This is a genomic window from Desulfosarcina widdelii, assembly GCF_009688965.1.
Classification (GTDB): domain Bacteria; phylum Desulfobacterota; class Desulfobacteria; order Desulfobacterales; family Desulfosarcinaceae; genus Desulfosarcina; species Desulfosarcina widdelii.
Genome location: NZ_AP021875.1, coordinates 1,480,091 through 1,505,130, shown reverse-complemented (window position 1 = coordinate 1,505,130; position 25,040 = coordinate 1,480,091). Strand labels below are relative to the sequence as shown.

General features: G+C 53.1%; 24 protein-coding genes. 18 read left to right on the top strand and 6 right to left on the bottom strand.

The genetic code is table 11. The features are described 5' to 3' along the window. The first annotated feature begins 41 nt into the window (after nt 1-41). Both GN111_RS06965 and GN111_RS06960 read left to right on the top strand, forming a co-directional pair. Nucleotides 42-1,181, top strand: a complete 1,140-nt coding sequence (locus GN111_RS06965; RefSeq protein WP_155303066.1) for a THUMP domain-containing class I SAM-dependent RNA methyltransferase — start codon at nt 42-44, stop codon at nt 1,179-1,181. A gap of 76 nt (nt 1,182-1,257) precedes the next feature. Further along, a complete protein-coding gene (locus GN111_RS06960) occupies nt 1,258-3,156 on the top strand; it encodes an ATP-binding cassette domain-containing protein (RefSeq protein ID WP_155303065.1) in 1,899 nt (632 codons plus the stop codon). A 397-nt stretch (nt 3,157-3,553) separates the two neighbouring features. On the opposite strand, the gene thiL is transcribed toward GN111_RS06960, so the two are convergent. Both thiL and GN111_RS06950 read right to left on the bottom strand, forming a co-directional pair. Beyond that, a complete protein-coding gene (gene thiL / locus GN111_RS06955) occupies nt 3,554-4,531 on the bottom strand; it encodes a thiamine-phosphate kinase (RefSeq protein ID WP_170302177.1) in 978 nt (325 codons plus the stop codon). Then, on the bottom strand, nt 4,518-6,548 hold the full coding sequence (locus tag GN111_RS06950) for a hybrid sensor histidine kinase/response regulator (protein WP_155303063.1): 2,031 nt from the start codon (nt 6,546-6,548) through the stop codon (nt 4,518-4,520). Before GN111_RS06950 ends, thiL begins: the two co-directional genes overlap by 14 nt. A 174-nt stretch (nt 6,549-6,722) precedes the next feature. Here GN111_RS06950 and GN111_RS06945 point away from each other — a divergent pair, with 174 nt between their 5' ends. The 3 genes from GN111_RS06945 to GN111_RS06935 all read left to right on the top strand — a co-directional run bounded on the left by GN111_RS06945 (nt 6,723) and on the right by GN111_RS06935 (nt 9,227). Next, a complete protein-coding gene (locus GN111_RS06945; RefSeq protein ID WP_155303062.1) occupies nt 6,723-7,562 on the top strand; it encodes a class I SAM-dependent methyltransferase in 840 nt (279 codons plus the stop codon). A 62-nt stretch (nt 7,563-7,624) separates the two neighbouring features. After that, a complete protein-coding gene (locus GN111_RS06940) occupies nt 7,625-8,356 on the top strand; it encodes a substrate-binding periplasmic protein (protein WP_155303061.1) in 732 nt (243 codons plus the stop codon). 16 nt (nt 8,357-8,372) lie between these two features. Then, the gene (locus GN111_RS06935; protein WP_155303060.1) at nt 8,373-9,227 is read left to right on the top strand and encodes a 4Fe-4S binding protein; all 855 of its coding nucleotides are present in this window, start codon (nt 8,373-8,375) and stop codon (nt 9,225-9,227) included. An 89-nt stretch (nt 9,228-9,316) separates the two neighbouring features. On the opposite strand, the gene GN111_RS06930 is transcribed toward GN111_RS06935, so the two are convergent. Next, nucleotides 9,317-10,528, bottom strand: coding sequence for an MFS transporter (locus tag GN111_RS06930; RefSeq protein WP_231715691.1), 1,212 nt, complete (start codon nt 10,526-10,528; stop codon nt 9,317-9,319). A gap of 1,124 nt (nt 10,529-11,652) precedes the next feature. On the opposite strand from GN111_RS06930, the gene GN111_RS06925 reads away from it, so the two are divergent. The 6 genes from GN111_RS06925 to GN111_RS06900 all read left to right on the top strand — a co-directional run bounded on the left by GN111_RS06925 (nt 11,653) and on the right by GN111_RS06900 (nt 15,422). Beyond that, on the top strand, nt 11,653-12,201 hold the full coding sequence (locus tag GN111_RS06925; protein WP_155303059.1) for a DUF2846 domain-containing protein: 549 nt from the start codon (nt 11,653-11,655) through the stop codon (nt 12,199-12,201). 21 nt (nt 12,202-12,222) lie between these two features. Beyond that, the gene (locus tag GN111_RS06920; protein ID WP_155303058.1) at nt 12,223-12,615 is read left to right on the top strand and encodes a DUF488 domain-containing protein; all 393 of its coding nucleotides are present in this window, start codon (nt 12,223-12,225) and stop codon (nt 12,613-12,615) included. Between the two features lie 70 nt (nt 12,616-12,685). Continuing rightward, nucleotides 12,686-13,318, top strand: coding sequence for a LysE family translocator (locus GN111_RS06915; protein ID WP_155303057.1), 633 nt, complete (start codon nt 12,686-12,688; stop codon nt 13,316-13,318). A 269-nt stretch (nt 13,319-13,587) separates the two neighbouring features. After that, nucleotides 13,588-14,385 (top strand): transglutaminase-like domain-containing protein, encoded by a 798-nt coding sequence (locus GN111_RS06910; protein WP_155303056.1) that lies wholly within the window; start codon nt 13,588-13,590, stop codon nt 14,383-14,385. 51 nt (nt 14,386-14,436) lie between these two features. After that, a complete protein-coding gene (locus GN111_RS06905) occupies nt 14,437-14,751 on the top strand; it encodes a DUF2845 domain-containing protein (protein WP_155303055.1) in 315 nt (104 codons plus the stop codon). Nucleotides 14,752-14,873: 122 nt separating this feature from the next. Beyond that, nucleotides 14,874-15,422 (top strand): GNAT family N-acetyltransferase, encoded by a 549-nt coding sequence (locus GN111_RS06900; protein ID WP_155303054.1) that lies wholly within the window; start codon nt 14,874-14,876, stop codon nt 15,420-15,422. Between the two features lie 98 nt (nt 15,423-15,520). On the opposite strand, the gene GN111_RS06895 is transcribed toward GN111_RS06900, so the two are convergent. The 3 genes from GN111_RS06895 to GN111_RS06885 form a co-directional block, all read right to left on the bottom strand. Beyond that, nucleotides 15,521-16,147 (bottom strand): PAS domain-containing protein, encoded by a 627-nt coding sequence (locus tag GN111_RS06895; RefSeq protein WP_155303053.1) that lies wholly within the window; start codon nt 16,145-16,147, stop codon nt 15,521-15,523. Between the two features lie 296 nt (nt 16,148-16,443). Next, a complete protein-coding gene (locus tag GN111_RS06890; RefSeq protein ID WP_155303052.1) occupies nt 16,444-16,653 on the bottom strand; it encodes a helix-turn-helix domain-containing protein in 210 nt (69 codons plus the stop codon). An 11-nt stretch (nt 16,654-16,664) separates the two neighbouring features. Further along, on the bottom strand, nt 16,665-17,207 hold the full coding sequence (locus GN111_RS06885; RefSeq protein ID WP_155303051.1) for a DUF2975 domain-containing protein: 543 nt from the start codon (nt 17,205-17,207) through the stop codon (nt 16,665-16,667). Nucleotides 17,208-18,195: 988 nt separating this feature from the next. Between GN111_RS06885 and GN111_RS06880 the strand changes: the two genes are divergently transcribed. From GN111_RS06880 to GN111_RS06850, 7 genes are all read left to right on the top strand, one after another. After that, nucleotides 18,196-19,077 (top strand): alpha/beta fold hydrolase, encoded by an 882-nt coding sequence (locus GN111_RS06880; protein ID WP_155303050.1) that lies wholly within the window; start codon nt 18,196-18,198, stop codon nt 19,075-19,077. Nucleotides 19,078-19,127: 50 nt separating this feature from the next. Continuing rightward, complete coding sequence (locus GN111_RS06875; RefSeq protein ID WP_155303049.1) at nt 19,128-19,697, top strand: nitroreductase family protein; 570 nt, start codon at nt 19,128-19,130, stop codon at nt 19,695-19,697. 674 nt (nt 19,698-20,371) lie between these two features. Next, nucleotides 20,372-21,151 (top strand): substrate-binding periplasmic protein, encoded by a 780-nt coding sequence (locus GN111_RS06870; protein ID WP_155303048.1) that lies wholly within the window; start codon nt 20,372-20,374, stop codon nt 21,149-21,151. A gap of 354 nt (nt 21,152-21,505) precedes the next feature. Beyond that, on the top strand, nt 21,506-22,012 hold the full coding sequence (locus tag GN111_RS06865) for a CBS domain-containing protein (RefSeq protein WP_155303047.1): 507 nt from the start codon (nt 21,506-21,508) through the stop codon (nt 22,010-22,012). Between the two features lie 154 nt (nt 22,013-22,166). Beyond that, a complete protein-coding gene (locus GN111_RS06860) occupies nt 22,167-22,937 on the top strand; it encodes a DUF169 domain-containing protein (RefSeq protein WP_155303046.1) in 771 nt (256 codons plus the stop codon). A 31-nt stretch (nt 22,938-22,968) separates the two neighbouring features. Next, complete coding sequence (locus GN111_RS06855) at nt 22,969-23,487, top strand: gamma carbonic anhydrase family protein (RefSeq protein ID WP_155303045.1); 519 nt, start codon at nt 22,969-22,971, stop codon at nt 23,485-23,487. 68 nt (nt 23,488-23,555) lie between these two features. Next, the gene (locus tag GN111_RS06850) at nt 23,556-24,983 is read left to right on the top strand and encodes a helix-turn-helix domain-containing protein (RefSeq protein WP_170302176.1); all 1,428 of its coding nucleotides are present in this window, start codon (nt 23,556-23,558) and stop codon (nt 24,981-24,983) included. Nucleotides 24,984-25,040 lie beyond the last annotated feature (57 nt).

Genomic DNA, 25,040 nt, shown 5'->3' with positions numbered 1-25,040 from the left:
ACAGAATCGTCAGCGATTCGGTCCAATCAGGCAACCCACCCATGTTTGACTACCAGAAAAAGGGCGCCTATTTCGCCCAGATCGCCGATGGCCTCGAAGAAACCGGTGTCGCGGAACTGACCGCACTCGGCGCGACCGACGCCCGACCGGTCCGTCGCGGCATCCATTTTGTTGCCGACCCGGCCGGCCTTTATCGCATCAACTATTGCAGCCGGCTGTGCACCCGCATCCTGGCGCCCCTGATGACCTTTGACTGCCCGGATGCCGACGCCATTTACCGGGCGGGCCGCAGCATCCCCTGGGACCGGTTTTTCAACTGCGATGAAACCTTCGCCATTTTTGCCAGTACTGCCGGCAGCAGCGTTCCCCATTCCCAGTTTGCCGCACTGAAACTCAAGGATGCCGTCGCCGACAGGTTCCGAAACGACAGCGGCCGGCGTCCCAATGTCGATATCCGTCAACCGGACCTGTGGATCAACCTGCATCTGGAAAAAGAGAAAGGCACCATCAGCATCGATACCTCCGGCGGCAGCCTGCACCGTCGGGGATACCGGATCAAGGGGTGCGATGCGCCCATGCAGGAGACCGTGGCGGCGGCCGTGGTTCACCATTGCGGCTGGGACGGCCAGGTGCCGCTGACCGATCCCATGTGCGGTTCGGGAACGCTGGTCATCGAGGCGGCCATGGCCTACTGTCGCATCCCTGCCGGAGTACTCCGATCCGCCTTCGGATTTCAGCGGCTTGCCGACTTCGACAAGGTCGTGTGGGCGAAAGTCAAAAAACAGGCAGACGGTCGGTTTCGCAAGCTGCCGGGCCGTCTCATCACGGCCAGCGATATCGACGCAAAAGCCGTTGCCGCCACCCGTGCCAATTGCAAAGCGGTTCCCGGACTGCGCAGAATTGACGTTTTGCGAATGGACTTTGCGGCGATCGAAAATCTGGAAAACCGAATTATCTTATGCAACCCGCCTTACGGCATCCGCATGAAGGGGCAGGGCAGTCTGGAAGACTTTTATCGAAACCTGGGAGATTTTCTCAAACAGCGCTGCAAGGGCTCTCAGGCCTATATCTATTTCGGCAACCGCGAGATGATCAAACGTATCGGATTGAAGTCCTCCTGGAAAAAGCCGCTGCGCAACGGGGGATTGGACGGGCGGTTGGTGAGGTATGATTTGTATTGAGGGGCGAGAACTGAGGGACGAGGGAAGATGGACGATGGAAGAGGGTCGTGAGAAGCGGGTGGTTGGTAACTAAAATATGGCATTGATTACCCTTCGCGATGTTTGTGTCAGCTTTGGCGTGCAGCCGCTGCTGGACCGTGTGAATCTCACCGTCCAGCCCGGAGAGCGGATTTGCCTGCTGGGTCGCAACGGCGTGGGCAAGAGCACGCTTATGGACGTGATCGCCGGCCGGCTGGTCCCGGACAGAGGAGAGGTGATGCGCACCCAGGGGGGCATCGTCGGCAGCCTGGCCCAACAGGTGCCGGAAACCATGCACGGAACGGTCCTGGATGCCATCTTCAGCGCCATCGGTCCCCGCGGGGAGCACCTGGCCGCCTACCGGCAACTGGGCCAGAAGAGCGAATCCGGAGATGGGCTGCAATCCGCCGTCGAACAGCGGCGGGTCGCTTTGCAACAGGCCATCGACGAAGAAGGCGGCTGGGAGATCCAGCAGCGGGCCGAGCAGATCGCCTCCCGACTGCATCTGCCCATGGACACCCCGGTGCATGCCTTTTCCGCCGGAATGAAGCGTCAGGTCCTGCTGGCAGCGGCCCTGGCGGTCGCGCCGGATATCCTGCTATTGGACGAACCCACCAACCATCTGGACATGGCCGCCATCGAATGGCTGGAGACGTTCCTGATCAAGTGGGGCGGGACGCTGATGATGGTCACCCATGACCGCATGATGATCCGCCGCCTGGCCACCCGCATTCTGGAAATCGACCGGGGCTGCCTTTATTCCTGGGACTGCGGCTACGATACCTATCTGCAGCGCAACCAGGAGCGCCTCGAATCCGAAGAAAAGGACAACCGCCGCTTCGACAAAAAGCTGTCCGCCGAGGAGGCCTGGATCCGCCAGGGAATCAAGGCCCGCCGTACCCGCAACGAGGGCCGGGTCCGGGCCTTGGAGCAGCTTCGCGAGGCCCGTCGAGCACGCAGGGACCGCACCGGCAGGGTTCGCATGTCCCTGGACCTGGCCGGCCAGAGCGGGAAACGGGTCGTTGAGGCCACCGACCTGGCCTTTCGCTTCGGCGAGAAAACCATTGTAGAAGATTTCTCATGCACCATCATGCGCGGCGACCGCATCGGAATTCTGGGACCCAACGGCGCCGGAAAAACAACGCTGATCCGCCTGCTGCTGGGTGAATTGGAGGCTGATCGCGGGCGGATCAAGCACGGGACCAACCTTGAAGTCTGCTACTTCGACCAGCTTCGCGGACAATTGGACGAGGAAAAAACCGTCCAGCAGAATCTGTCTCCGGACAGCGACATGCTGGACATCGGCGGCCGTCAGCGACATGTAATCGGCTATTTGAAAGATTTTCTCTTTTCTCCCGAACGGGCCAGAACTCCTGTTCGGGTGCTTTCCGGCGGGGAGAAAAACCGGCTGCTGCTGGCCAAGCTCTTTGCCCGGCCTGCCAATGTTCTTGTTTTAGACGAGCCCACCAACGACCTGGATGTGGAAACCCTGGAACTTCTCGAAGAACTTTTGCTGGACTACGCGGGAACCGTTCTGCTGGTCAGCCACGACCGGGCCTTTATCAATAATGTGGTGACCAGCACGCTGGTTTTCGAGTCGCCCGGACGGGTTGAAGCCTATGCCGGCGGGTACGACGACTGGCTCGACCAGCGGCCCGAGGTCGAGCAGCAGCGGACAAAGAAGGCCGGCGCCAAAAACGGCCGGAAATCCACAGCGCCGGTCACAGCGCCGAAAAAACTCGGGTACATGCAGCAGCGTGAACTCGACGGCCTGCCCGGAAGAATCGAGTCCCTGGAATCCAGGCAGGAAGAGCTTTTCCAGATCATGTCCCGGGAGGATTTCTACCGCCAGGATGGCCGGCGGATCGCCGAGGTGAAGCAGGAACTGGCCGAGGTGGAGCAGGAACTGGAACGGGCGTTCGCCCGCTGGGAAGAGCTGGAATCCATGAACGGTTAATCTGCAATGGACTTGAAAAAGGTCTCAGTCACGTCATGCCGGACTTGATCCGGTATCCAGAAAATTACCGACCAGCCGCTTAGCCGGTGGTTCGATGAAGCCCTCTTCGAAGCGAGCTAAAACCAGGACCCATGAACGTCGAACATCGAACGCCCAACTTCGAACTTCGAACAAGGCCTTCCATCGTTTTTAATAAGATTAAACCCTATCTCACAGACCCCACCAACGGCCGGATATACTTTAAACCGATTGACGGAGCGAAGCGATCTGAACATTCGACGTTGGACGTTCGATGTTCACTGTTCGACGTTCAAACAACAATTTAAAAATGCTGGATTCCCGCCTGCGCGGGAATGACATAAATGGTGACCTTTTACGAGTAAATCAATCTGTCCGTTCAGGAAAAGTGATTGTAGCCGCCGGCCAGGACCTGGCATTTTCCGTCGGGCAATCGAAGCAAGATTCCCGCGGCCGCATCGGCAACCTTACCCACCGTGACAACATCGATGCCGCGGCGTTCCAGTTGCTGCCGGTCCTGCGGGGTTATGGAGAAGAGCAGTTCGAAATCCTCACCGCCGGACAGGGCGAAGGCCAACGGATCTTTGCCGGTCTGGCGGGCGGCTTCGACCGCCAGCGGGTGCAGGGGAATGTCGGCAGCCACGATTTCGGCGCCGGTCTTGCTCTGCTTGCAGATATGGTTGACTTCGGCGGCCAGGCCGTCGCTGATATCGATCATGGCATGGGCCAGCGGCGCAATGGCCGGGCCGACGTCCAGGCGGCAGCCGGGCGTCAGATGCTTCTCCTTCAGCTGGTCGGGCGTTTCCAGCCCCGCGGACATCATGGCCAGGCCTGCGGCGGCTGTGCCCACAGGCCCGGTGACGCAGAGAAGATCGCCGGGGCGGGCATGGCTGCGCAGGCAAAGGTTTTCAGGGACCACGCGACCCAAAAGGGTGATGCTGATGGTAACCGCCGCCCCATGGGTGGTGTCCCCGCCGGCCAGGGTCACCCCGTAGCGTCGACAGGCCCTGCCCATACCCCGGTAGAGCGATTCCGCCCATTCCACCTGTGTTTCCGGCGGCAGGGCCAAAGAGACGAACATGAAGGTGGGCGTGCCGCCCATGGCGGCGATGTCGCTGACATTGCAGACCACCGACTTGATCCCGATCTGCTCCGCTGTGGCCCAGTCGCGCTTAAAATGGCTGTTTTCCACCAGCATGTCCGTGGTGACCAGCAGGTAGCTGCCATCGGCCTGGATCCCGCCGATGACGGCGGCATCGTCTCCGATCCCGGCCAGCAGGTCTTTATGCTTGGCGGGTGCATGAGCGCAAAGCCGTTCGATCAGGGCGAATTCTCCGCCGATGTCAGCGATTCTCATCTTGCGCATCCTCGAAGATTTCCCTGATTTTGCGGGACAGGGAAACCATACGGAACGGCTTCTGGATGAAACCGTTGCACGTCTTCAGCGAACGGCGGACAGCCTCTGCGTCCTGGCTGTAGCCACTGGCCAGCAGCACGGGAATCGACCCGTCGATTTCCCGTAGCCGCCGGATGGTTTCGTCTATGGGAGGGCCGGGCATGATCATGTCGAGGATGACCAGACGGACGGCTCCGGGTTCCGATGAGAACTGTTCGATCGCTTCTTCGCTGCCCGCTGCTGCGATGACCGTGTAGCCGAGAAGTTCAAGCATTTCCCGGCCTACATCGAGAAAATCCGGTTCGTCGTCCACGATCATCAAGGTCTCCGTGCCTGTCTCCACGACGGGTTCGGCGGCGACCTCCACCGCTTTTGTATTGTCGGATGCCGGCAGCAGCACGTTGAACTGCGAGCCCTCGCCCGGTTCGCTGTATACCTCGATGTAGCCTTTGTGGGCCTTGACGATGCCGTACGTGGAAGCCAGCCCCAATCCTGTACCCTCGCCGCGCTCCTTGGTTGTAAAAAAGGGTTCGAAAATCTGTTTTTGGGTCTTGCGGTCCATGCCTTTGCCGGTATCCCGCACCGAGAGCATGGCATACCGGCCGGGAACAATCTCGTAGATACGGCTTTCGTTCCTGCTCAGCCGGGTCGGTGCGGTTTCGATGAACAGTTGACCGCCCTCCGGCATGGCGTGCACGGCATTGATCATCAGATTCAACAATACCTGTTCGATCTGGGTGGGATCGCCCTTGACGTTGGGGGTATCTGGATCTTTGTGGGTCTCGATGACAATCTGCCGCTGGGTGCGTCCGAACATTTCCAGGGTGCCTTCGATCAGCCGGTTGAGATCGATCTCGCGCACTTCCACCTGTCCGCCCCGTGCGTAGCCGAGCAACTGGCCGGTGAGTTTGGCGCCCCGTTCCACAATCTGGCAGATGACGTCCATACGTTTGTGCTGGGGATCGCCATCGGAAAGCTGACGCCGGACGATCTCCACGTTGCCCTGGATTCCGGCCAGCATATTGTTGAAGTCGTGGGCGATGCCGCTGGCCAGGGTGCCGACGGCCTCCATCTTCTGGGATTGGATCAGCTTCCGTTCGGTCTTTTTGCGGTGGGTGATGTCCCGGACGCTGACCACGCGGCAGCGGCGCCCGGCAAACTCACCGGCCCGGCCGCGCAGTTCAACGGGAAAAGTTCGCCCGGAGATGGAACGGGCCATGATCTCGTAGGCGCGGAGGTCATCGGAGTCGATGCGATCCCTGACTCGCTCCCAGTCTTCGAATGCGACGAAATTTTCGATCACGTTCATACCGATCAGGCGCCGGTGCGGGCATTCGACCAGTTCTGCAAAGGCGTCGTTGACCTCGATGATGATTCCGTTATCGTGAAACAGGATTCCTTCGGTGGAGGCTTCGGAGAGCAGACGGTAGCGGTTGCGGCTTTCCTGCAGTTCCCGCTGGATCTCTTCCCGTTGTGCAATTTCGGTCTTCAGTTTTTCATTGGCTTCCTTTAACCGCAGGTTCTGTTCCTGGACCCTGGCGGTCAGCTTCACCCGGTCCTGTTCCAGAAAAGATTCGAAGGCCTTGCGGTCGGTAATATCGTTGCCCACGCATAAAATTCCACAAACCTTGCCCTTTTCGTCACGAAAGGCGCGGTTGGACCAGACCACCCAGACGCGCTGGCCGTCTTTACGGAGGTTTTCGTTGATCTGGCGGACGTAGTCGTCGGGGCTGCGGAGCAGGTCATCGATCATGACCTTCAGGTCGCCGCCCGTACGGTCTTTTTCCGGAATGATGGTGCCCACGGCGGGTCGACCGAAAAGTTCCGAGCTGCGATACCCGAAGAATTCCAGGCCGAATTGATTGAGAAAATGCACCCGCCCCTGGCCGTCCAGAATCAAAACGATGGAATTGGCATCCTCCAGTGAGATGGAGGTGTTTTCGGCAGGCGGAAAAGGGGGCGACGCGTCCGGTGGCATGATCGATGCGACCCTTAAAAAAAAGTATGCGAACGTCGGGATTGGCTATATTTAGATAAAGTACCTGTTTTTTTAAGTTCTTTCAAGTGTTATGGAAGGTCTGGGAAATTAAGTGTCTGTTTCGAGGCGTTTTGGTTTGTCGTTTCTTGTGAAAAAGATCGAATAGGAGCGCGCATGTTTGAAGAATTGGAAAAGATCAACCGGCGGCCGGAACCGTTTGCGTTTTACACGGCCAGCGATTTGTGGACCGACGAGCATACCTCGCAGCAGATGATTTCTTTCCATCTCAACGAGGAAATCGACGTCTCTTCGAGAAACGCGGCCTTCATCGATCGATCCGTAAAGTGGATCGCATCCCGGTTCAACGTCACTGCCGGCATGAATATCGCCGACTTTGGCTGCGGGCCTGGATTGTATGCCCACCGATTGGCAAAACGCGAAGCGAATGTGACCGGCATCGATTTTTCGAGCCGGTCCATCGAGTATGCGAAAAAAGCAGCGGCAGGCGAGCAGTTGGAGATCTGTTATGTGAACCGGAATTACCTGGATTTTGAAACGGAACGCCGGTTCGATCTTGTCCTGATGATCATGTGCGATTTTTGCGCCCTCAGCCCAACCCAACGAAAAGGGCTTCTGGATAAATTTCATCAAATCGTAAAGCCCGGCGGCCGGGTCCTGCTCGACGTATATTCCCTGGCAGCATTTGACAAAAGGGAAGAGGCCGCGACATATGCGTTGAACCAGCTCGACGGATTCTGGTCGCCTGACAGGTACTATGGCTTTGTAAACACCTTAAAGTACGAACGGGAAAACGTTGTGCTCGACAAATACACAATCGTTGAAGTACAACGAACCCGAACGATCTACAACTGGCTGCAATATTTCGCCTCCGAAGCGCTCGAAAGGGAGTTGACGGATGCGGGCTTTTCCATCGAGGCATTTTACTCGGATGTTGCCGGAACCCCTTTTGATCCAAAATCGCAGGAATTTGCAATCGTGGCGAGAAAAGAGTAGATCGGTATAGACCGTCAAAGAGAAGAGATGGACCGCAGTTTGTCTGCCCGGGATCGATTTTTATGAATAAGATATTGACAATACTATGCTTTTTTTCAGCAATGATTCTGACGTTCGATGCCGCTGCCGAGACTGTCGTTTTCAGCGTCGGGAATTTCGAGCCGTACCATTACGAAGAAAACGGGGAAGTCAAGGGGGTGTTTGTCGAAACCGTCGGCAGCGTATGCGAGCGTCTCGATTTGACCCCGAGATTTATCGTGTATCCCTGGAAACGAGCGATTGCGCTTGTGAAAAGCGGTGAGGTAGACGGTATCATCTCTGTTTTTCATACCGAGGAACGCGCCGGATTTCTATACTATTGCCCGGAGCCGTTCTGCTACACCCGGACCGCCATTCTATCGGGAAAGGAAAATGATCGGCGAGTTCGAAAGCTGACAGACCTCAAAGGCACTTATCTTTACCAGGTCAGAGGCACTTTCTACGGCCCCTGTTATGACAAGCGCAAGGATATTTTCAAAGACATATGGATCTGCGACAACATTGAAAAACAGATCCAATTGCTGGATAAAAGACCGTTTCACTACGCCATCGCCAATGAAATGAGTTTCAGGGCTGTAAGTGCAAAACTGGGGCTGAAGGACAGATTCAGGACCGTCTTCGTTGTGAATAAAAATCCCCTGCATGTGGCCTTCTCAAAGGCCCTCGGCGAGAAGGGCCGAAACTATGCCGAGAAATTCGGAGTTGTACTGCGGCAGTTGAGAGAAGAAGGGCAAGTCCCGAAAATAGCGAAGTAAGAATAAGGAAAATTGATTGAAGGCCTTAATCCTTTACTATTCCTGTTCTGGAAACACCAGACGATTGGGACAGCGAGCGCAGGAGGCCTTACTCTCCAGGCAATGGAATGCCGATATTTTCCACCTCCGCGATTTTGATGCGGACAACTATCCATACCATCCGGATCTGATCGTACTCGGCGTGCCGGTGCAATACTGGGATGTCCCCAACTCCGCAAGGCGGTTGATCCAAAAACTTCCCCCATTCAAGGGCGCTTCCGCTTTCGTGTTTTCAACCTTCGGCAAATGCGTCATCAACCCGGTACCCTTTCTTCTGGCGAAGGAATTGATTGAAAAAGGCTGCACGATCGTTGGCGGCGGTCAGATCGTTGCCCCCCATGCGGCCAAGGTCGACGGCCGGCAGCGCCTGGGAGACCTGGAGGCTGCGTTCGGAAGAGGACAGCCCGACGACGCTGCCTCAAGCCAATTCACAGCGGTGGTTCAGGGCATCGCCGAAAAGATCGATATGAAAAACACCGCCCGGATCGAACTGGCGGAGCTGAAAAAACTGCATACCCGGGGAATGCTCGCGTCTTTAATGGGGTATTGCACGTCGAACAGGGAACGCATGTGGTTTATGCCGCATATCGACTACGATGCAGCGATGTGCAAAAACTGCCATCAATGCATCGAATCCTGCGATGCCGGGGCAATCCTTTGCACATCGGAAAAAGAGATCGCCATCGACAAAGGCAGATGCAATAAATGCTATCAATGCATCGATGTCTGCCCATCCGGCGCTTTGGGGACCAACTGGAGCCAGGCGGTTTTCTGGACGAGGGCGGTCCGTTTGTTTGCCAGGGAAGCCGAGACGAAATTCGCTGTGGGCTAATATTTGTTAAATTCGACGAATTCGCAAAAAGCCGCCAGACTTGTCATTCCCGCGAGGGCGGGAATCCATAATGGCTAAAGGTGAACCGATCAACTTCCGTCTCCCTGATTCGGCTTTAGAAAGGTTGCCAGCAGGACACCTGACAAAATCAATCCCCCCACGATGACGATGCCGCCGGCAAAGCTGCCCCTGTCCCCCATAAAGCCGATAAAAAGGGGCATGACGCCTCCTCCGAACATAAACCCCGCCGGCACGGCCAGCGAAACCGAGACGTTGCGCACATCCGGCGGACCGACGGTTGAAAGAAGGGCAAATGCGGGCGGGAAAAAGCTGACCGCCATGAGGGGCTGCAGGAAAACCAGGAAAATTGTCCAGAATCCCGGTACCACCCCGAGCAGGATCGTCATCGTGCCGCTCAGCAGCAATACGATCATCAGGGTGCGTTTGGAACCCAGGCGATCATTGACCACGCCGGCCAGCAGGGCCATGGCGATACTCAGCACACGGGACAGGCCGACGAGTTCGTTGGCCAGGCTGCGGTCCATCCCGTGCTCCGTTACCAGGAAAAGCGGCAGCATCGTGTAGATTCCCATGGTGGAACTGATTCCCACCATAAAAAGCACCGTCATGATCCAGAAGGCCGGCAGCCTGAAAAGCGTCTTGCAGGCACCGAAACCGGGTGCGCTTCCGGGAAAATCGCCGCCCCGGCCGAATTTCGAAAAGGCGACCGACAGGATCAGCGTGAGGCTGCCAAGGACGATCAGGACACTGCGCCATGAAATCCATCCCAGCATGAACTCGGCAAGCAGAGGCGCCGCGACAAAGGCCAGATTGGGGGCCACCTCATGGATGGACAGCGCCTTTCCCCAGTGCCGGGCGTCGACCAGTCGGGTAATCGACGCGATTCCCGAAGGCAGGTAAAGGCCAGCGGCCATCCCCACAAGGATCAGGCTGGTCCGCATTCCGAAAAGTCCGCGGCTGAAGGCGGTGAGATAAAGGGCAACCCCCAGGGCTACCGCCGAAAGCACGATGGTCCGTCGATGGAAAATTCGGGCCGAGACAAAGCCGGATGCGAGCAGGGCCGCGAAATATCCGACCGAGATCAATAGAAAGAGCGATCCGGCTTCGCCGTGGTTGATACCAAGATCCTGCTCGATGGTCGGCAACAGTGGTGCCAGGATGATCCTCGACAGAAAGTTGAGAAAGAATATCGATGCCAAAAAAAGGATGGGGAACAGGTGCGCTTTAAACCCGTTGGCGGGTTGTTGGGTTTTTGGGACGTTCGATTGCATAGTGGTCATTTAATTCCAAACTCGTCGTACCGGACCTGATAAGCCTGCCCCGGACCTGATCCGGGGACATCCAGGACACATTGAAATAACAGGGTTCCGATTTATTCCGGAATGACGCAGGGAATGATATTCTCGATTCATACCGAACAGAACCCGATCCAAAACGGATGCCTATATCACAAACTACCGCAAAAGGCTGCACGATTGAAGGTTTCGCAAAAAGTTTCAAGACATGTCATTCCCGCGGCGCCGGGCGCCGCAGTGAGGCTTTAGCGCTATCCATAACCATTCGATCCCGATACCGATTTTGTCAGGCAGCGCCGAATAGCAGGGGAACATGACCGAAACAGGGCGGGTGCATCGTTTCCCGAGGATCGTCGTCTGACATCCGTTACAATATCCCCCTCGCAATCGGGATCGCAATCGGTATCGGTATCGACACCTGGAGCGCAATCTCAATGGCTGCACAAACCGAGCTGTTTGCCGCGTAGCCTTATCCAAATGTGCCCTCGCCCTTAGGGAGAGGGACAGGGTAAGGTGAAATTTTGACACCCCAATCCAATTACAATTGCTCATGGAAAAAATCCATGGCCCGCATTTGCAAATCCTGTTTTCTATGGTAAGACACCGACCATTGACGACCATCTCTTAAACCTGAAACAGGCGTTTCGCCTTTTTTGAAAAATAAGGGAAGACCATAATTTCGTTAGCTTACGCACTGATTTTTCCCTCAAAAGGCGAAACCCTCCGGGATTGCCGATCTCACCACATCTTCGGCGTTAGCCGCCGCGGCGCATAGCCCACTATAGCGCCACGACGGCTGCCTTGAATCTGCGGCAAGCTCGAAAATCGCCTAATTTAGGTTAAAAACGGATGAACCATCCGTAAACGGAGTTGGCAATGAAACCAAATTTCCAAATCGCAACCAATAGTTCCATGGCAGGTGGCCCTCGACCTTCCATCGCCGCTTTCGCTCCTTCCGCCATGGTGAAACAGGTTCCACCAAAATTCTGCTCCTGAACCGCCGCTGCCGTTTCGGCATGCGGTGTTTTTCGTTTGGCGTTGCGTCTGATCGTGCATAAGGATTGCGCTTTCTTAAATCGAACGATTCGTTTTTAAATAAGGAGGGATGGATGAAGCGTTTTGTAATCTTGATGCTCTTGGGCGCACTATTATCCGGCTGCGCTACCACGCAAATGCTCAAACCGGAACAGCCTCCTGAACTGGTAGCCAAAGAGGATAAGGCGTTATTGGTTATCCTTCGGGATACCTATTTTGGCGGTGCCATTGTTTTCTGGAATTATCTGGACGATCAATTTATCGGCGAAACAATGGGCAATACCTATTTCATTACCGATGTGGAGCCGGGGCAGCATTACGTCGTTGTGGAGACTGAAAACACGTGTGTCGCAGATCTTACTTTCGAGGCCGGAAAAAGATACTTCCTTCGTGAGGGAATCGCTATGGGGGTGTGGCGGGCCAGAACATCGGGCTTTTCACCGGTCAGCGCCGAAGAGGCCATGAAATCCATTCAAGGCCTGACCTACCTGGAGCGAGACCCCAACGGCAAGTTAAAAAATATGGATCCGGAAATCTTTAAAACGGCCATCGAAGAATACAAGGCTGATGTCGAGACCAATCCGGACGCCTATAAGGAGATGCTTCAGTATAAGGGTGAATAATTAATTATTCGGAGGCAGAGAATGACAATACGAATTGTCCGGCTTGGTTCCGACAGATATAAAAATGAAGGTTTGCGTATCGGTACAGTGAGACGGCCTCCACGCGGCATTCCGAAAAGCGAATTTTCTACTCAAAACTGGTATGATGTCTGGCTCCCCAATGTTGCGCCAACAAACGAGCTGATGAAAATCGGTCAGGCAGTAAAAACAGAAAAAGACTGGATTGCATTTGCCAGAAAATACCGATCCGAGATGAAGAATCCGGAAAAAAGCAGAATCATCGACTTGCTCGCAGCATTATCTCACAATTCAAACATTTCAGTCGGCTGCTATTGCGAAAATGAATCACGCTGTCATAGATCCATATTAAAAGAGTTGTTAGCTGAAAGAGGAGCCAAGATCGCATCGCAGTAATAAGCAGGGGGGATATGGGGACCTTTACTATCGGTACAGCTAAACAGCTATTTTTAAAGAGGTGCTTAGAATGTACGGAATCCAGAATTTTGAATTGTTTTGCCTTTCGGCAATTGTTTTAAGCGTTACACCGGGACCGGATACTTTCTACATCCTGGGGCGGACAATTTCACAGGGAACAAAGTCAGGCTATGCCTCTGTGCTCGGCATCAGTACAGGCGTTCTCGTTCATACCATTGCTGCAGCGATTGGTCTTTCCACAATTTTGGCTACTTCGGCCATGGTATTCAAAATTATTAAACTGATTGGCGCCGCGTATCTGATTTACCTGGGAATAACGCTGATTTTTGCGTCAAAGCATACCGATGTTTTAAGCAAGAATAATTTACCCGAAATCAGTTTCTGGAAAATTTACAGTCAGGGCGTTTTAACCAATGTTCTTAATCCAAAAGTGGCGCTGTTTTTTCTATCCTTCCTGCCACAATTTATAGACGCCAACCAGGGCAACGTAGCTTCCTTTTCATTCCTTGGCCTTGTCTACGTTTTTATCTGCACACTGTGGTATTTGATTTTCGCTGGCTTTTCTTCAGGGATCGCCATGGCTTTCAAGAAAAATCCACTTTGGATTCGGACAATAAATAAAATTTCAGGCAGTATTTTTATTGCACTTGGCTTGAACCTGGCGTTTTCAAATACCGATTGAACCGGGGTTGCACGTGGTCAGATCTTTATTATTCGAATCGAGAAACGTTTCAACCATCTGAAAATGTACCGGAAATAACATTCAGGAAAAGGGACAGACGCAATTTTCGATGTCACTTGCAAAGATTGCGGAAACCCGTTAGAGGTTTTCAAGCATGAAATTACTCGGCACTGTCCCCAGCGAGCTTCGGCCGGTCACATAGAAAATCCACCAAAAGCCATTCAAAACGTCGAATGTGAACCCTCAATCAGAATAAGTGACGAATTACCATGTGGTTAAGTGCATCCTGTTTTCTAGAGTTTCAAATCCCGGTTCCTACTCCCTTTTTGCTCATGTTGCGTCCGCGGAGTGGATGGCAGCAGTGGATCGCGCGAGAAGAGTACGTCCTGTCTCCCAGTGTGCCGGCGGTCGAATTCACAGATATTTACGGCAACTTGTGCCAGCGATTGGTCGCACCAGCCGGGCATTTCTCTGTGCTCACATCCGTTAATATCGAAACCGCTGACGTTTCCGACACGGCTCCCGGCGCGCCTTTCATCGAGGTTCAACAGTTGCCCGATGAAACCTTGCCGTTCCTGTATCCAAGCCGATATTGCGAATCGGATCGATTCACTGAAATGGCCGCCTCCATATCAGCGGGCCGGGCCGCCGGCTACGATCAATGTGACGCGATCGTCGATTATGTTCGCAACACGATACGATACACGCCTGGAAGTGGACAGCAGATCATCAGTGCATCCGAACTGAACCAATTGGGGTATGGCGTCTGTCGAGACATGGCCCATTTGGGCATAGCGTGTTGCCGAGCGCTTTCGATACCGGCTCGAATGGTAGTGGGCTACCTCGAGGGGCTTGAACCGATGGATCTACACGCCTGGTTCGAGGCCTATGTTGGAAATCGTTGGTACACATTCGATCCAACCCAACCCGATTTGCAGGGAGGCCGCGTCGCCATTGCCTTTGGTCGCGACGCTGCCGATGTTGCCATCTACACACAATTCGGTGACCCGGTTGAACTGATAAATATGCACGTTGAGGTCGAACGGATGCCCGGGCCGACTTATTGAGGGCAAGACAGTGGCTCAGACCCTACTTTGATCGATGAAGAGGAGGTTAACATGAAAAAGTTGATTTTTATAGGATTGGCTTTTTTGATTCTTACATTGATTGGAAACAATGTATTTGGCTTTACGGTTGGAAACGAAATCGTTTCCGTAGGCGATTTGAAACATGAAGTTTTGCTGAAATGTGGTGAGCCCAAATCAAAGGAAACAATTGGATATATAGACAGAATTGTATCTGATGAACGAATACGGGTGATGAAAATCGAGGAATGGATCGTAGCCGTTACATCCTACGGGAAAACGTATTATTACAGCCTGGTTTTCGAGGGGAATGAACTCAAAGAGATCAAACCCGCGGGTGAAGATTGAATTGATTTTTCCGGGGCCAAAAGAAACCGAATAACCTGAAGAATTGCGGGAGCCCGGTTGCGTTCTTCAAGAACGAAGCCACCCGGATTTGGCAAAACTTCCAGAAAGCATCGAAAAAGCCAATGTTTTTCAGAGAAATTGAGAAAGACCTGAGGCTCGCCTTGACCGTACCGCAATTCGCAGAGCCGTTGTTCGCGTTGACCGACCAAAACCGTGAGCACCTGAAAGTATGGCTGCCCTGGCTCGATACCGTTCAGGAGGTCGGCGATACAAAAATGTTTATTCGGGATCAATTGATCAGATTCGCAAAAGAAGAAGCCCTGCACCTTTCCGTTTTCAACAACAACCAAATCGTTGGCGTGGTGGGCTTCAATCAATTGGACCACGTCAACGGCGTGGGAATGATCGGCTACTGGCTGGGCGAAGAATACACGGGCAATGGAGTCATGACAAAGGCCGTGAAAGAGGTAATCCATATCGGGTTTGAAAGCTGGCCCCTCCAGAAGGTGGAGATTCATTGTGCGGTCGACAACACCGTAAGCCGGGCAATCCCGGAGCGATTGGGGTTCAGGGAAGAGGGAACGATTCGCCGGACAGCGAAGGTTAACGACAAGCACCAGGACCACGTAATTTACGGATTATTGAAGGAAGAATATATTTTTAGAAAGTGATTAATCGATATTTGAAAAATTATGGTGAAAATGCATGTCTCAGCAGTATGAATTTGCGTTCCTCCTCCAGCAGAAGATTCATATTTAGATCTGCAATTTCAATCAAAATCTGGATATAGAAGTTTTTTGCATTTTGGGCATATACTGTGGCTAAATAAAGCATCTGAATGGCGACTTATATATAACTCGACTTCGTCCCATGCTCCTTTGTCTGTTCTGATTTTTTTACAATTTGAGCATATTGGAATAATTCCTCTCAGGGTCTTCACCTCAGCCATCGCTTTCTCTAACTTAGCGTTTTTTTCCTCCAATTCAATTTCAAGGTTTTTTCGAACTGTAATATCAGTCGCAAGCCCTTCAATGATTATTTCGTCACCTTTTTCCACTTTGCCGATAAATCTATCAAGGAGCCAATGCCATTTTCCTGAAGTATCTATAATTTTATATTCAATAGAATGGCCTCTTCCCTTTGAAAATTGATTGATTGAGCTATCTATATTTTCTTTGAAATCGGGGTGGATTGAGTCATACCATAAAAAACTGTTTTTTTTGAGATCTGCAGGTTCATAACCGAGAACTTCTTTTACTCGTGGTGACCAGTACAACCCGCCTCTTTTATTTGAAAATATGTAAACGATATCAAGAGAATTTTCCACTAACCTTTTATATCGTTCAGCAGCAAGAGCGCGGTCATGATAAATATCGTAGTCGTCCAAGTCTACCATTAGCTATTTTTTTCTCCATTTATAGAACATGAGAACTTCGGTACGTTAGCGTAGGTTGTTATAGTCTCTAAGGAAGGAGGCCGCTCCAGAGATTGGTAGATGCCATGGAGCTTATGATTCTTAAAGGTCATAACAGCACCGGAATCATTAATAATGTGGGACAATCATCCCAATTGTTAATTAATCAGAATCAATAGGATTTGTCAACGTAGCTGAAGCCTTTTGGCTTATATAACCCAAAACAATTTGATGGCTACGGGGAGTGCGGTTTTTATAGAGGAAAGCCAAATACCAGATTAATCTTCACTTTCATATTCGAGGAGATCTCCCGGCTGGCAATTCAGGTGTTTGCAAATGGCCTCCAGCGTGGACAGACGGATCGCCTTTGCCTTGCCCGTCTTTAAAATGGACAGATTCTGCTCCGTGATTCCAATCCGCCTGGCGAGTTCCATCGATTTCATTTTTCGCATGGCCAGGACCACATCCAGTTTTACAATAATTGGCATAATGACTCCGGCTATACGGTGAGTTCGTTTTCTTCGGTCAGGATGCGTCCTTCATCCATTACCCATGCAATCAAAAACACGATTCCACCTACCATGAGCGTCGTGATTTCCGACGAGCTTAGCCCCACGTTGATGATACGGCTGCCAGGGGGGTTGCCTAGTGTGAAAAGGACACTTTTGGCGGATTCGTAGACGATTGAGAAAACGACCCACAACAGGAGCGCTTTGGCGGTTTTCTTGAAAAGGCTGACGTGTTCGAAAGAAAAAATGACGCCTCGTTTGTAAAACGAAAAGATCTTGCGAATATTGACCAGTCCATAAGTCAAGGCGGAGAGCGGGAGCAAGCTCACCAGAAAGCCGGTAAACTGGAGCGTCATCGGCAGGTTGTGGGGGATCAGCGGCTCGGAAAGCGTGTTTACCGTGATCAGCGTTTCCGGTAGATGGTTGATCAGCGACCAATATAGAACATAGTACAGCGGGACTAGGAACAGGAGAACGGAAAGAAGCAGGTAAAAGCCCTTACTGAGTTTTTTGATTTTCGATAAATTATCCAAAATTGCCTCCAATTAGAAAAGAGTTAGAAGACAGGCGTGCAGCATGCTTACGGAAATAATAACCGTATGTCAATAAATAATTATCGAAAAACAATAATTTTATGAGGGTGGTCGTTGCGGGCGCCCAAATAATCCTGGCGCAATGCCGGCCCCCGGCCCCTTGTAATGGTTCGATTGGCTGCTTTTCTCCGCCCTCCCCGTTGCCGGCCCAAATAAAAGTCTAACACTGCGTTGCTATATTGACAAAAAAGGACATGCAATTGTAAAATTAAAAAATGTCTGCAGCAGCAGACGGGCAGCATTATGAAAACGCTGTGTTCTCCTTAACCGATTTACAATCTGTTAATAACCAGGGCCAAGAAGGCGCGCGGGCAACAATCCGTCACTTCCCGGCCCTTTCTATTCTGGGAAGCCGACCGAAGCCAATCCCATTTTCGGTAACCCGCTTTCAGCTGTAACGCTGAACTTTTATTTATTCCAACCGGCCCCGTATCTGTCCTGTGGCTTAAGGAGGTAACGTTGGATCATCATCTGGAAAAACGCATCTCTCCGCGTCATCTAGTCGAGGGGCCGATAACGCTGCATTCCGCCATTGGGACGCCAATGGAGATCGATGCCCATGTGCTCAATTGCAGCGTAGAAGGAATCTGCTTTTATTCAAGGAAGCGTCTCAGTCCCGGCGTTACGATTTTATTTAAATCTCTGAATTGTAAATACCTATGTTCCTGCAACGATAGAAAAGAATGTCTTTTACGATCCATCAGTTTTGTGACGGTCAAGTGGTGCAGGGAAATCTCAGAAGAGGGCAGACCCATTTTCCTGATGGGCGCAGCGTATGCGATGCCCCAGTGAACGCGTACCCGTTTCACGAGGTTTTCCAGATTTTCCAAATTTTGCTATACTCGCGTAGAACCGTGTCAGCAGCCATTGGCCGGCAGAACGCTGGACGACAATCTCATGAGCAAGCATGTAAAGGGGCGATCATACCATGTTGAAAAAAATACAGGCCGGTGTTCTCGAGGTCGCTTACTTCGAAGATGGACCGCCTGCCGGCCCACCGGTGGTCCTGCTGCATGGGTTTCCTTATGACGTGCATGCATACGACCAGGTGCGGCCGCTTCTGGCTTCAAAGAGTTGTCGGGTAATCACCCCTTATTTGCGCGGCTATGGACCCACGCAGTTTTTTTCCGCGAGTACCCCGCGGTCCGGCCAGCAAGCGGCACTTGCCCATGATCTGCTTGCGCTTCTCGACGCTCTGGGAATTTCCAGCGCCGTGCTTGCCGGGTATGATTGGGGCGGTCGTGCCGCGTGCATCGTGGCAGCCCTCTGGCCGGATCGGGTGCACGCTCTCGTTTCGGTCGGCGGCTACAATATCCAGGACATTCCGGGGGCTGCCGCTCCGGTGAGGCCCGAGGATGAATATCGCTACTGGTACCAGTACTATTTTCATTCGGAGCGGGGCCGGGAAGGCCTGGCCAGGTACCGCCGGGAGTTTTGCCGGCTTTTATGGCGATTGTGGTCGCCCACCTGGAAGTTTTCCGATGAAAGCTTCGACCGGACGGCCGTGTCCTTTGACAACCCGGATTTTGTGGATGTGGTCATCCATTCCTACCGGCATCGTTATGGGCTGGTGCCGGGAGATCCAGAGGTGGAGGCTACCGAGCAGCGCCTGACCTTGCAGCCGTTGATATCCGTGCCGTCGATCGCTATCGATGGACGCGACGACGGTGTTGCCCTTTCAGGAGGATCGGCGGACCACCATCGTTTCTTCACGGGCGAATACGAGCGCCTGGTGATCCCCGATGTCGGCCACAATCCGCCCCAGGAAGCGCCGCAGGATTTTGCCGAAGCCATCTTATCGTTGATATAAAGCCGGACCGGAAGTTGCGACAACGGTACAGCAATGGGAATCAATCAAAAATGGAACTGCAAAAAGCGATTTCGGAAAGAAGGAGCCACCGGCGTTATACGGATAAAAAGGTTTTCCCCATTGATATGAAGGAGATCCTCGAGGCCGGAATCTTAGCGCCTTCCCCCAAGAACCGTCAGCCATGGTATTTTCATTTATGCGGTCCGATCCGAAAACGCCTGATTGTCGATGTCCTGCAAGATAAAATTGCTGAAATGCAGGCGGAATCGACAACTGTCGGCAGCCTGCCGATCAGCCTGCGGGCCATTGAAGAATGTTCGGACCTTGTTCTGGTTTACAACCAATATTCCCGGCGGGAGCAGGGGTACAACCAAAACCGCTGGAAAGCGGACATTCTGTCCATCGGCGCCTGTGTCCAGAACATGCTGCTTGCCGCCCATTCCAAAAACATCCAATCCCTGTGGATCTGCGACATTCTGTTTGCCGACAAAGAGATCGGCGATCTCATGGAGACCGCTGACGAACTCGTGGCTGGAGTGGCTTTTGGCATCGGAACGCAGCAGGACCTGCCACAAAGGCCGCGAATGGAATTGCATAAGAAATTGCAAAAATCGGGTTGAGTCTTTCAAGGACGAAGTCAACCGGTACCATTAGCCCATGCCGGACATTTTTGCCTAAATTAGATGAGCTTGTAAAAGCTTTTTCGCTCCAATGAAAAACTGCGCCTGAGCAGATGTCACTTCCTTAGAAGTCGAAATTCTCATCTTTTCGTCATTCCGGCTTAGATTGGAATCCTGTCATTTCAAACGGTTCCGGATGCCGGATCAAGCCCGGCATGACGACCCTGCCCCTTTTTACGGGACAATCGAATTTAAAGCATCCAAAGATCGCTTTCACGGTCGCTTCACCTTCTGGCAAGGCCAATCAAAACGAAAGTTGGCGTTATCTTCGGCGTCAGCCGCCGTGGCGATCACAGGGCGACCGGCCGGTCGCCCCTACTGAGGCTGCCTCAAAATGAATGGCCCGCATTTGCAGCGCTGGTTTTCTGTGGTAAGAATTAAACCATCAGAGTCCATTTCCGCCGCTGCTCATTCCGTTATGGTGAAACGAGTTCCTCCGAAATCCTGCTCCTGCACCGCTGCTGCCGATTAGAAATACGTTTTTTTGCCGGGCGTACCGTTTGATCGCGCCTGCTGAGCGCGCACACCATCCGCCTTGGCTTATCCGGTTCCTTTTGGGGTGAGATGTCGCCATTCGGACTCGGATTTCCAGGCATTAAGGATTGGAGGATCGAATGAAAAAGATTTTTTTCGTATCAATATTCTTTTTCCTCATTTCGGCGGTATTCATCAGTTCGGCATTTTCGGAACAAAGGCGGGTTAAAGTTGCTGCGACTGAGTGGCAGCCCTACATGTCAGAAGAGCTGCCGAATTATGGTATCATTCCGAGGATTACCAAGGCGGTGTTTTCAAATGCCGGGTATGAGATCGATTTTGCGTTTTATCCCTGGCCGAGACTTATCCGTATGACTGAAAAAGGTGATGTCGATGCCGCCATCGGTGTCTCGTATAAGAAAGAACGTACCGAGTTTTTTAGATATCCCGATGAAACGCTGTTTGTCGATCGTAAAGTCATCCTGTACAACAAGAAAATGGAGGTTATCCAAACGTTCACGGGCAATCTGGAAGAGTTATGCCCTGATACAGTGGGGGTGATGCTAGGCTCTTATCTGCAAGGTCTTCTGAAAAAAGTAGGTTGCCTGAAAGTTGAGGCGACACCGAGTGTAGCAAAAAACTTCAGGAAATTGGTGGTGGGCAGATACAAATATCTCCTGGCTTCCGAAACGACCATAAAGCTGATCTTAACAGACGGTTACTTTAATGGAAACGACCTTAACACCGTCGGTATATATGACAAACCCGTCGACATGGACAAAAATTATGCGGTGTTTTCAAAAAGAGCGATGGAAAACAAACCTTATCTCTCAAAGGTTTTTCATGCCTTTGATAAAAGCCTTCAGGAAATGAAAAAAGATGGCCGTTATCGGAAACTTCTTGGGGAATATGGATTTTAAACATAATTCCAAAGGGATGTGCCGGTAAGCACCCCGATTGCAGGATTTTTCAAATCTCACGAATTTCTCTTGACGACGTTCAATTAACTGAGCTAAGTTCAGTCCTTCCATCCCTTTATATTTATTTGCCCAGATCCAGGCCGGCAGAAAGCCGGCCCGCAGACAGCGGCGAGTCAGACCGCCTTTTTTCTGCCAGTGGCACCGTCTTCGCCACGCTGCAAGCCATGGTCTTCCGTCCAGGTCGAACGGGACGCGAAGATGCGCCTGTCCGCGCAGCGAATGATTCGAACCCGACCATTGCATGAAAAGGCGACGCCTTAAAAAATTCATTAATATCACCAAAGGGGAGGAACAATGACTCTACGCGCCAAAGACATCATGGTTCAGGATTTCGAAACGATCCATCCAAATGCCCCTGTTGAGGACGCGATTTTCAAAATTTCCAATGGTGTGGTGCGGGATACCGGCTATAAAACGATCAGTTTGATGGTGGTCGACGAAATGCAGCGGCTGTGCGGCGTGGTGACGATGTTTGACCTGCTCTATCACCTGCGGCCGGATTTTCTCAACCTGGACATCGACAGCCGGACATTGAAGTGGGAGGGGCAACTGGATCTGCTGATCGGCAACCTGCAGGACAAACGCGTCCGGCAAATCATGTCCCGCAACGTGGTGGGCGTGGCGGAGGACGACCACATCATGGTTCTGCTGGACCGGATGGCCAAGAAAAAATGCTACCGCATGCCTGTTCTGAACTATGACCGCCTGAGCGGCGTCGTCTATCTTCAGGATATATACCACCATCTGTTTACCCGCCGCCTGGCGTCGTCGGAATTGCCCAAAATTGCTGCCCACGGCTGAAGCGCCGCAGAGAAAACGGCATTCGGCGCTCCACGGCGCCTGTGTGCATGCCACGAATGAAAGGATGCTGCAGGGATGGTATCATGAAAAACGTGCCGGTCATTTCAGGCAGCTCCAAATGGGATAATCGGTCGCATCTGAAAGGAGCAACGAGGTGGATTATCAATCCTTTTCCGAAGAAATAGCCAGGCTGGTGCGACCGCAGTCGTATCCGCTCGGCGTGAAATTGGTTAAAGGGGGTGATCCGCTTCCGCCGGAAGCGGTGCGGCCAGCAAAGTACGGCATCAAGATTTCTCTTTGCCAGTGGACAACCACGGCAAGACGCTGGGGGCGCGTTCTCGGAGTGGAGGCAAATGACATCAACTGCACGCCGTGTCTGGCGGCGCTGGGCTTAAAGCGCATGCAGGACCATACCGCGCTTTCCCAGTATTTTCTGGAGATGGGATACGCGGACAGGATCGAACTGGCAGAGAAAGCGGCGAAGCAACTGGACCCGATTCCGCCGGGGGAGATCGGCAAGGTTGCCATCTTTCCGCTTGAGATGGCGCCGGCCGATCCTGACATTGTCCTGATTTATGGAACCCCGGCACAAATGGCCCGGCTGGCGGCCGGGTACCTGTACCACCATGGCGAGTTGATCGAATCCAAAACCACCGGATTCGGCATCTCCTGCCTTTCGGCCCTAAAGTCTCATTTTACAGGTAAACCGGCTTTTGTCCTGCCCGGACGCGGAGAACGGATACTGGCGGGCACAGACGACTGCGAAATGTTTTTGACCTTCCCGGCGGGCATTTGCGACGCACTTCTGGACGGCTTGAAAAAAACGCAGGAGAAGGGAACGAGATATCCGGTCCAAAGCTACATGATCTATCAGCCGCCGACCCTCAAGCCGATGAAAAATCTTGAGGACAAGCTTTCCGATTGACTCAGCTGCTGTTTTTCCAGTATCCAGTGGTATGGCCCATATCATCGAATACAATGGAATCGTTCCCACCATCGGGAACAACGTATTTCTTGCACCCACCGCCGTCATCATCGGCGACGTGACCATCGGCGACGGCACCAGCATCTGGTTCAACGCCGTCCTGCGCGGAGACATGGCGCCTATCCGCATCGGCGTCAATTCAAATGTTCAGGACAATTGCACGGTGCACACCGACCATGGCAAGCCGGCCATTATCGGCGACCATGTAACCGTCGGGCACAACGCGGTAATTCACGGGTGCACCATCGGGGACGGCAGCCTTGTGGGGATTGGCGCCATCGTCCTTAACGACGCCCGAGTCGGGGAACAGACGGTGGTGGCTGCCGGCGCCGTCGTAAAGGAAGGTTCCCGGTTCGGTCCCCGGCAACTGGTGGCCGGAGCACCGGCCACGGTAAAAAAGGAAATGGCCGACCAGCCCATGGAGCGCTTCGAGCGTTCGTCCGCTCAGTATCTCAAACTATCCCGCACCTATCTGGATCAAAAAATCTGAGCCCGGCGCTCACTCTCACCCTGTTCTCCTGACGGCATCGGCTTTCTCTTTAAATGCGGGAAGCTGCCATGAGAAAAACGAACCTGCCCGAAGCCAGAGACGTAACTTCGCTGGCTGCGGAACTGGACAAAATGAAGGAGAGCGAGCGCCGCTTCCGCGAACTGGCAGCGCTGCTTCCGGAAACCGTATTCGAAATGGACTGCCAGGGGCGTTTTACCTATGTCAACGAAAAAGGCCTGGAGCAGTTCGGGTACAGCCGTGAGGATTTCGAAGCGGGGGCCAGCGCCTTTGACATGATTGTTCCCGAAGATCACCAGCGGGCCGGAGAAAACCTGGCCCGGGCGCTTTCCGGAAAAGCGGTTTATCGCAGCGAGTACACCTGCCTTCGCAAAGACGGAAGTACGTTTCCCGGTCTGTTCTACACGACGGTGCGGTACCGGGACAACGCGCCGACGGGCGTATTGGGAATTATCGTCGACAACTCCCACATCCATGCCATGGTTTCCCAACTGCGGGAATGGGAAAACCGCTACCGGATCGCCACCGAGGCCGGCCTGACCGGCGTCTGGGACCACGATCTGCAAAGCGGAAAAATGGTCATCGACGCGAACCTGAAAAAACTGTTGGGATTTCAAACCGATGAGATCGCCCACTGGGATGCCTGGAAACCGTTGATACATCCCGACGACGTGGCCGTTTTGATGCAGCATTCCAGCGACTATATCAAGGGCCGGACTCCGCGTTTCGAAGCCCGGGTCCGCGTGGTGGACAAACTAAGGCGGGTGCGGTGGCTGCTGGTGCGCGGCGCTGCCGAATGGGACGGCTCCGGATGGGCGCAGCGCATGATCGGCAGCGCCACCGACATTACCCGGCTCAGAGAAGTGGAACTGGCCCTGGAGCAGGCCAGGGAGCGGCTGGAAGAGCGCGTCCATGTGCGCACCCGCGAGTTGCAGGAGGCCAACGAAACTTTGCGCGCCGCCATACGGGAAAAGGTTGCCAGCACACAATCGTTGAAACGGCGCGAGGCCGAATTGAAAACGAAAACGGCCAAACTGCAGGATTTGAACACGGCCCTGCGCTTCCTGCTCAAGAAACTGGACCGCGAGAAGGCGGCCACGGAAGAAAAGATAGCTGCCGATTTAAGGGACCTTGTGCATCCCTACCTGAAAAAGCTCGGCAAAAAATCGAACAGCCGCGAAGCCCGCGCCCTGGTCACGATCATGGAAAATCATCTCAAGGCCATCGTCTCCCCCTTTTGCCGCCATCTGACATCTTCGGCCATCAATCTGACCCCCGCGGAACTCAATGTGGCCAGCATGGTCAAATCCGGCCAGAGTACCCGGCAGATCGCCGATGCCCTTAACCTGGCTTACAAGACTGTCGAAACCCACCGATTGAACATTCGCCGAAAGCTCGGATTGACCGGCAGGGGGATCAATCTGCGCACCTGCCTCATGTTCATGGAAAAACCATTAGACAACGTAAGGGAAAATTAGGTGATGTTTGAGTATTGTAACAATTGACGCCGTCGTGTAGATTCGTTTCTACGGGAG

Bases quoted from the DNA above. Each gene is read 5' to 3' on its own strand.
- GN111_RS06965 (WP_155303066.1), top strand. From the start codon at position 42: ATGTTTGACTACCAGAAAAAGGGCGCCTATTTCGCCCAGATCGCCGAT.
- GN111_RS06960 (WP_155303065.1), top strand. From the start codon at position 1,258: ATGGCATTGATTACCCTTCGCGATGTTTGTGTCAGCTTTGGCGTGCAG.
- thiL (WP_170302177.1), bottom strand. From the start codon at position 4,531: ATGAGAATCGCTGACATCGGCGGAGAATTCGCCCTGATCGAACGGCTT.
- GN111_RS06950 (WP_155303063.1), bottom strand. From the start codon at position 6,548: ATGCCACCGGACGCGTCGCCCCCTTTTCCGCCTGCCGAAAACACCTCC.
- GN111_RS06945 (WP_155303062.1), top strand. From the start codon at position 6,723: ATGTTTGAAGAATTGGAAAAGATCAACCGGCGGCCGGAACCGTTTGCG.
- GN111_RS06940 (WP_155303061.1), top strand. From the start codon at position 7,625: ATGAATAAGATATTGACAATACTATGCTTTTTTTCAGCAATGATTCTG.
- GN111_RS06930 (WP_231715691.1), bottom strand. From the start codon at position 10,528: ATGACCACTATGCAATCGAACGTCCCAAAAACCCAACAACCCGCCAAC.
- GN111_RS06925 (WP_155303059.1), top strand. From the start codon at position 11,653: ATGAAGCGTTTTGTAATCTTGATGCTCTTGGGCGCACTATTATCCGGC.
- GN111_RS06920 (WP_155303058.1), top strand. From the start codon at position 12,223: ATGACAATACGAATTGTCCGGCTTGGTTCCGACAGATATAAAAATGAA.
- GN111_RS06915 (WP_155303057.1), top strand. From the start codon at position 12,686: ATGTACGGAATCCAGAATTTTGAATTGTTTTGCCTTTCGGCAATTGTT.
- GN111_RS06910 (WP_155303056.1), top strand. From the start codon at position 13,588: ATGTGGTTAAGTGCATCCTGTTTTCTAGAGTTTCAAATCCCGGTTCCT.
- GN111_RS06905 (WP_155303055.1), top strand. From the start codon at position 14,437: ATGAAAAAGTTGATTTTTATAGGATTGGCTTTTTTGATTCTTACATTG.
- GN111_RS06900 (WP_155303054.1), top strand. From the start codon at position 14,874: ATGTTTTTCAGAGAAATTGAGAAAGACCTGAGGCTCGCCTTGACCGTA.
- GN111_RS06895 (WP_155303053.1), bottom strand. From the start codon at position 16,147: ATGGTAGACTTGGACGACTACGATATTTATCATGACCGCGCTCTTGCT.
- GN111_RS06890 (WP_155303052.1), bottom strand. From the start codon at position 16,653: ATGCCAATTATTGTAAAACTGGATGTGGTCCTGGCCATGCGAAAAATG.
- GN111_RS06880 (WP_155303050.1), top strand. From the start codon at position 18,196: ATGTTGAAAAAAATACAGGCCGGTGTTCTCGAGGTCGCTTACTTCGAA.
- GN111_RS06875 (WP_155303049.1), top strand. From the start codon at position 19,128: ATGGAACTGCAAAAAGCGATTTCGGAAAGAAGGAGCCACCGGCGTTAT.
- GN111_RS06870 (WP_155303048.1), top strand. From the start codon at position 20,372: ATGAAAAAGATTTTTTTCGTATCAATATTCTTTTTCCTCATTTCGGCG.
- GN111_RS06865 (WP_155303047.1), top strand. From the start codon at position 21,506: ATGACTCTACGCGCCAAAGACATCATGGTTCAGGATTTCGAAACGATC.
- GN111_RS06855 (WP_155303045.1), top strand. From the start codon at position 22,969: ATGGCCCATATCATCGAATACAATGGAATCGTTCCCACCATCGGGAAC.
- GN111_RS06850 (WP_170302176.1), top strand. From the start codon at position 23,556: ATGAGAAAAACGAACCTGCCCGAAGCCAGAGACGTAACTTCGCTGGCT.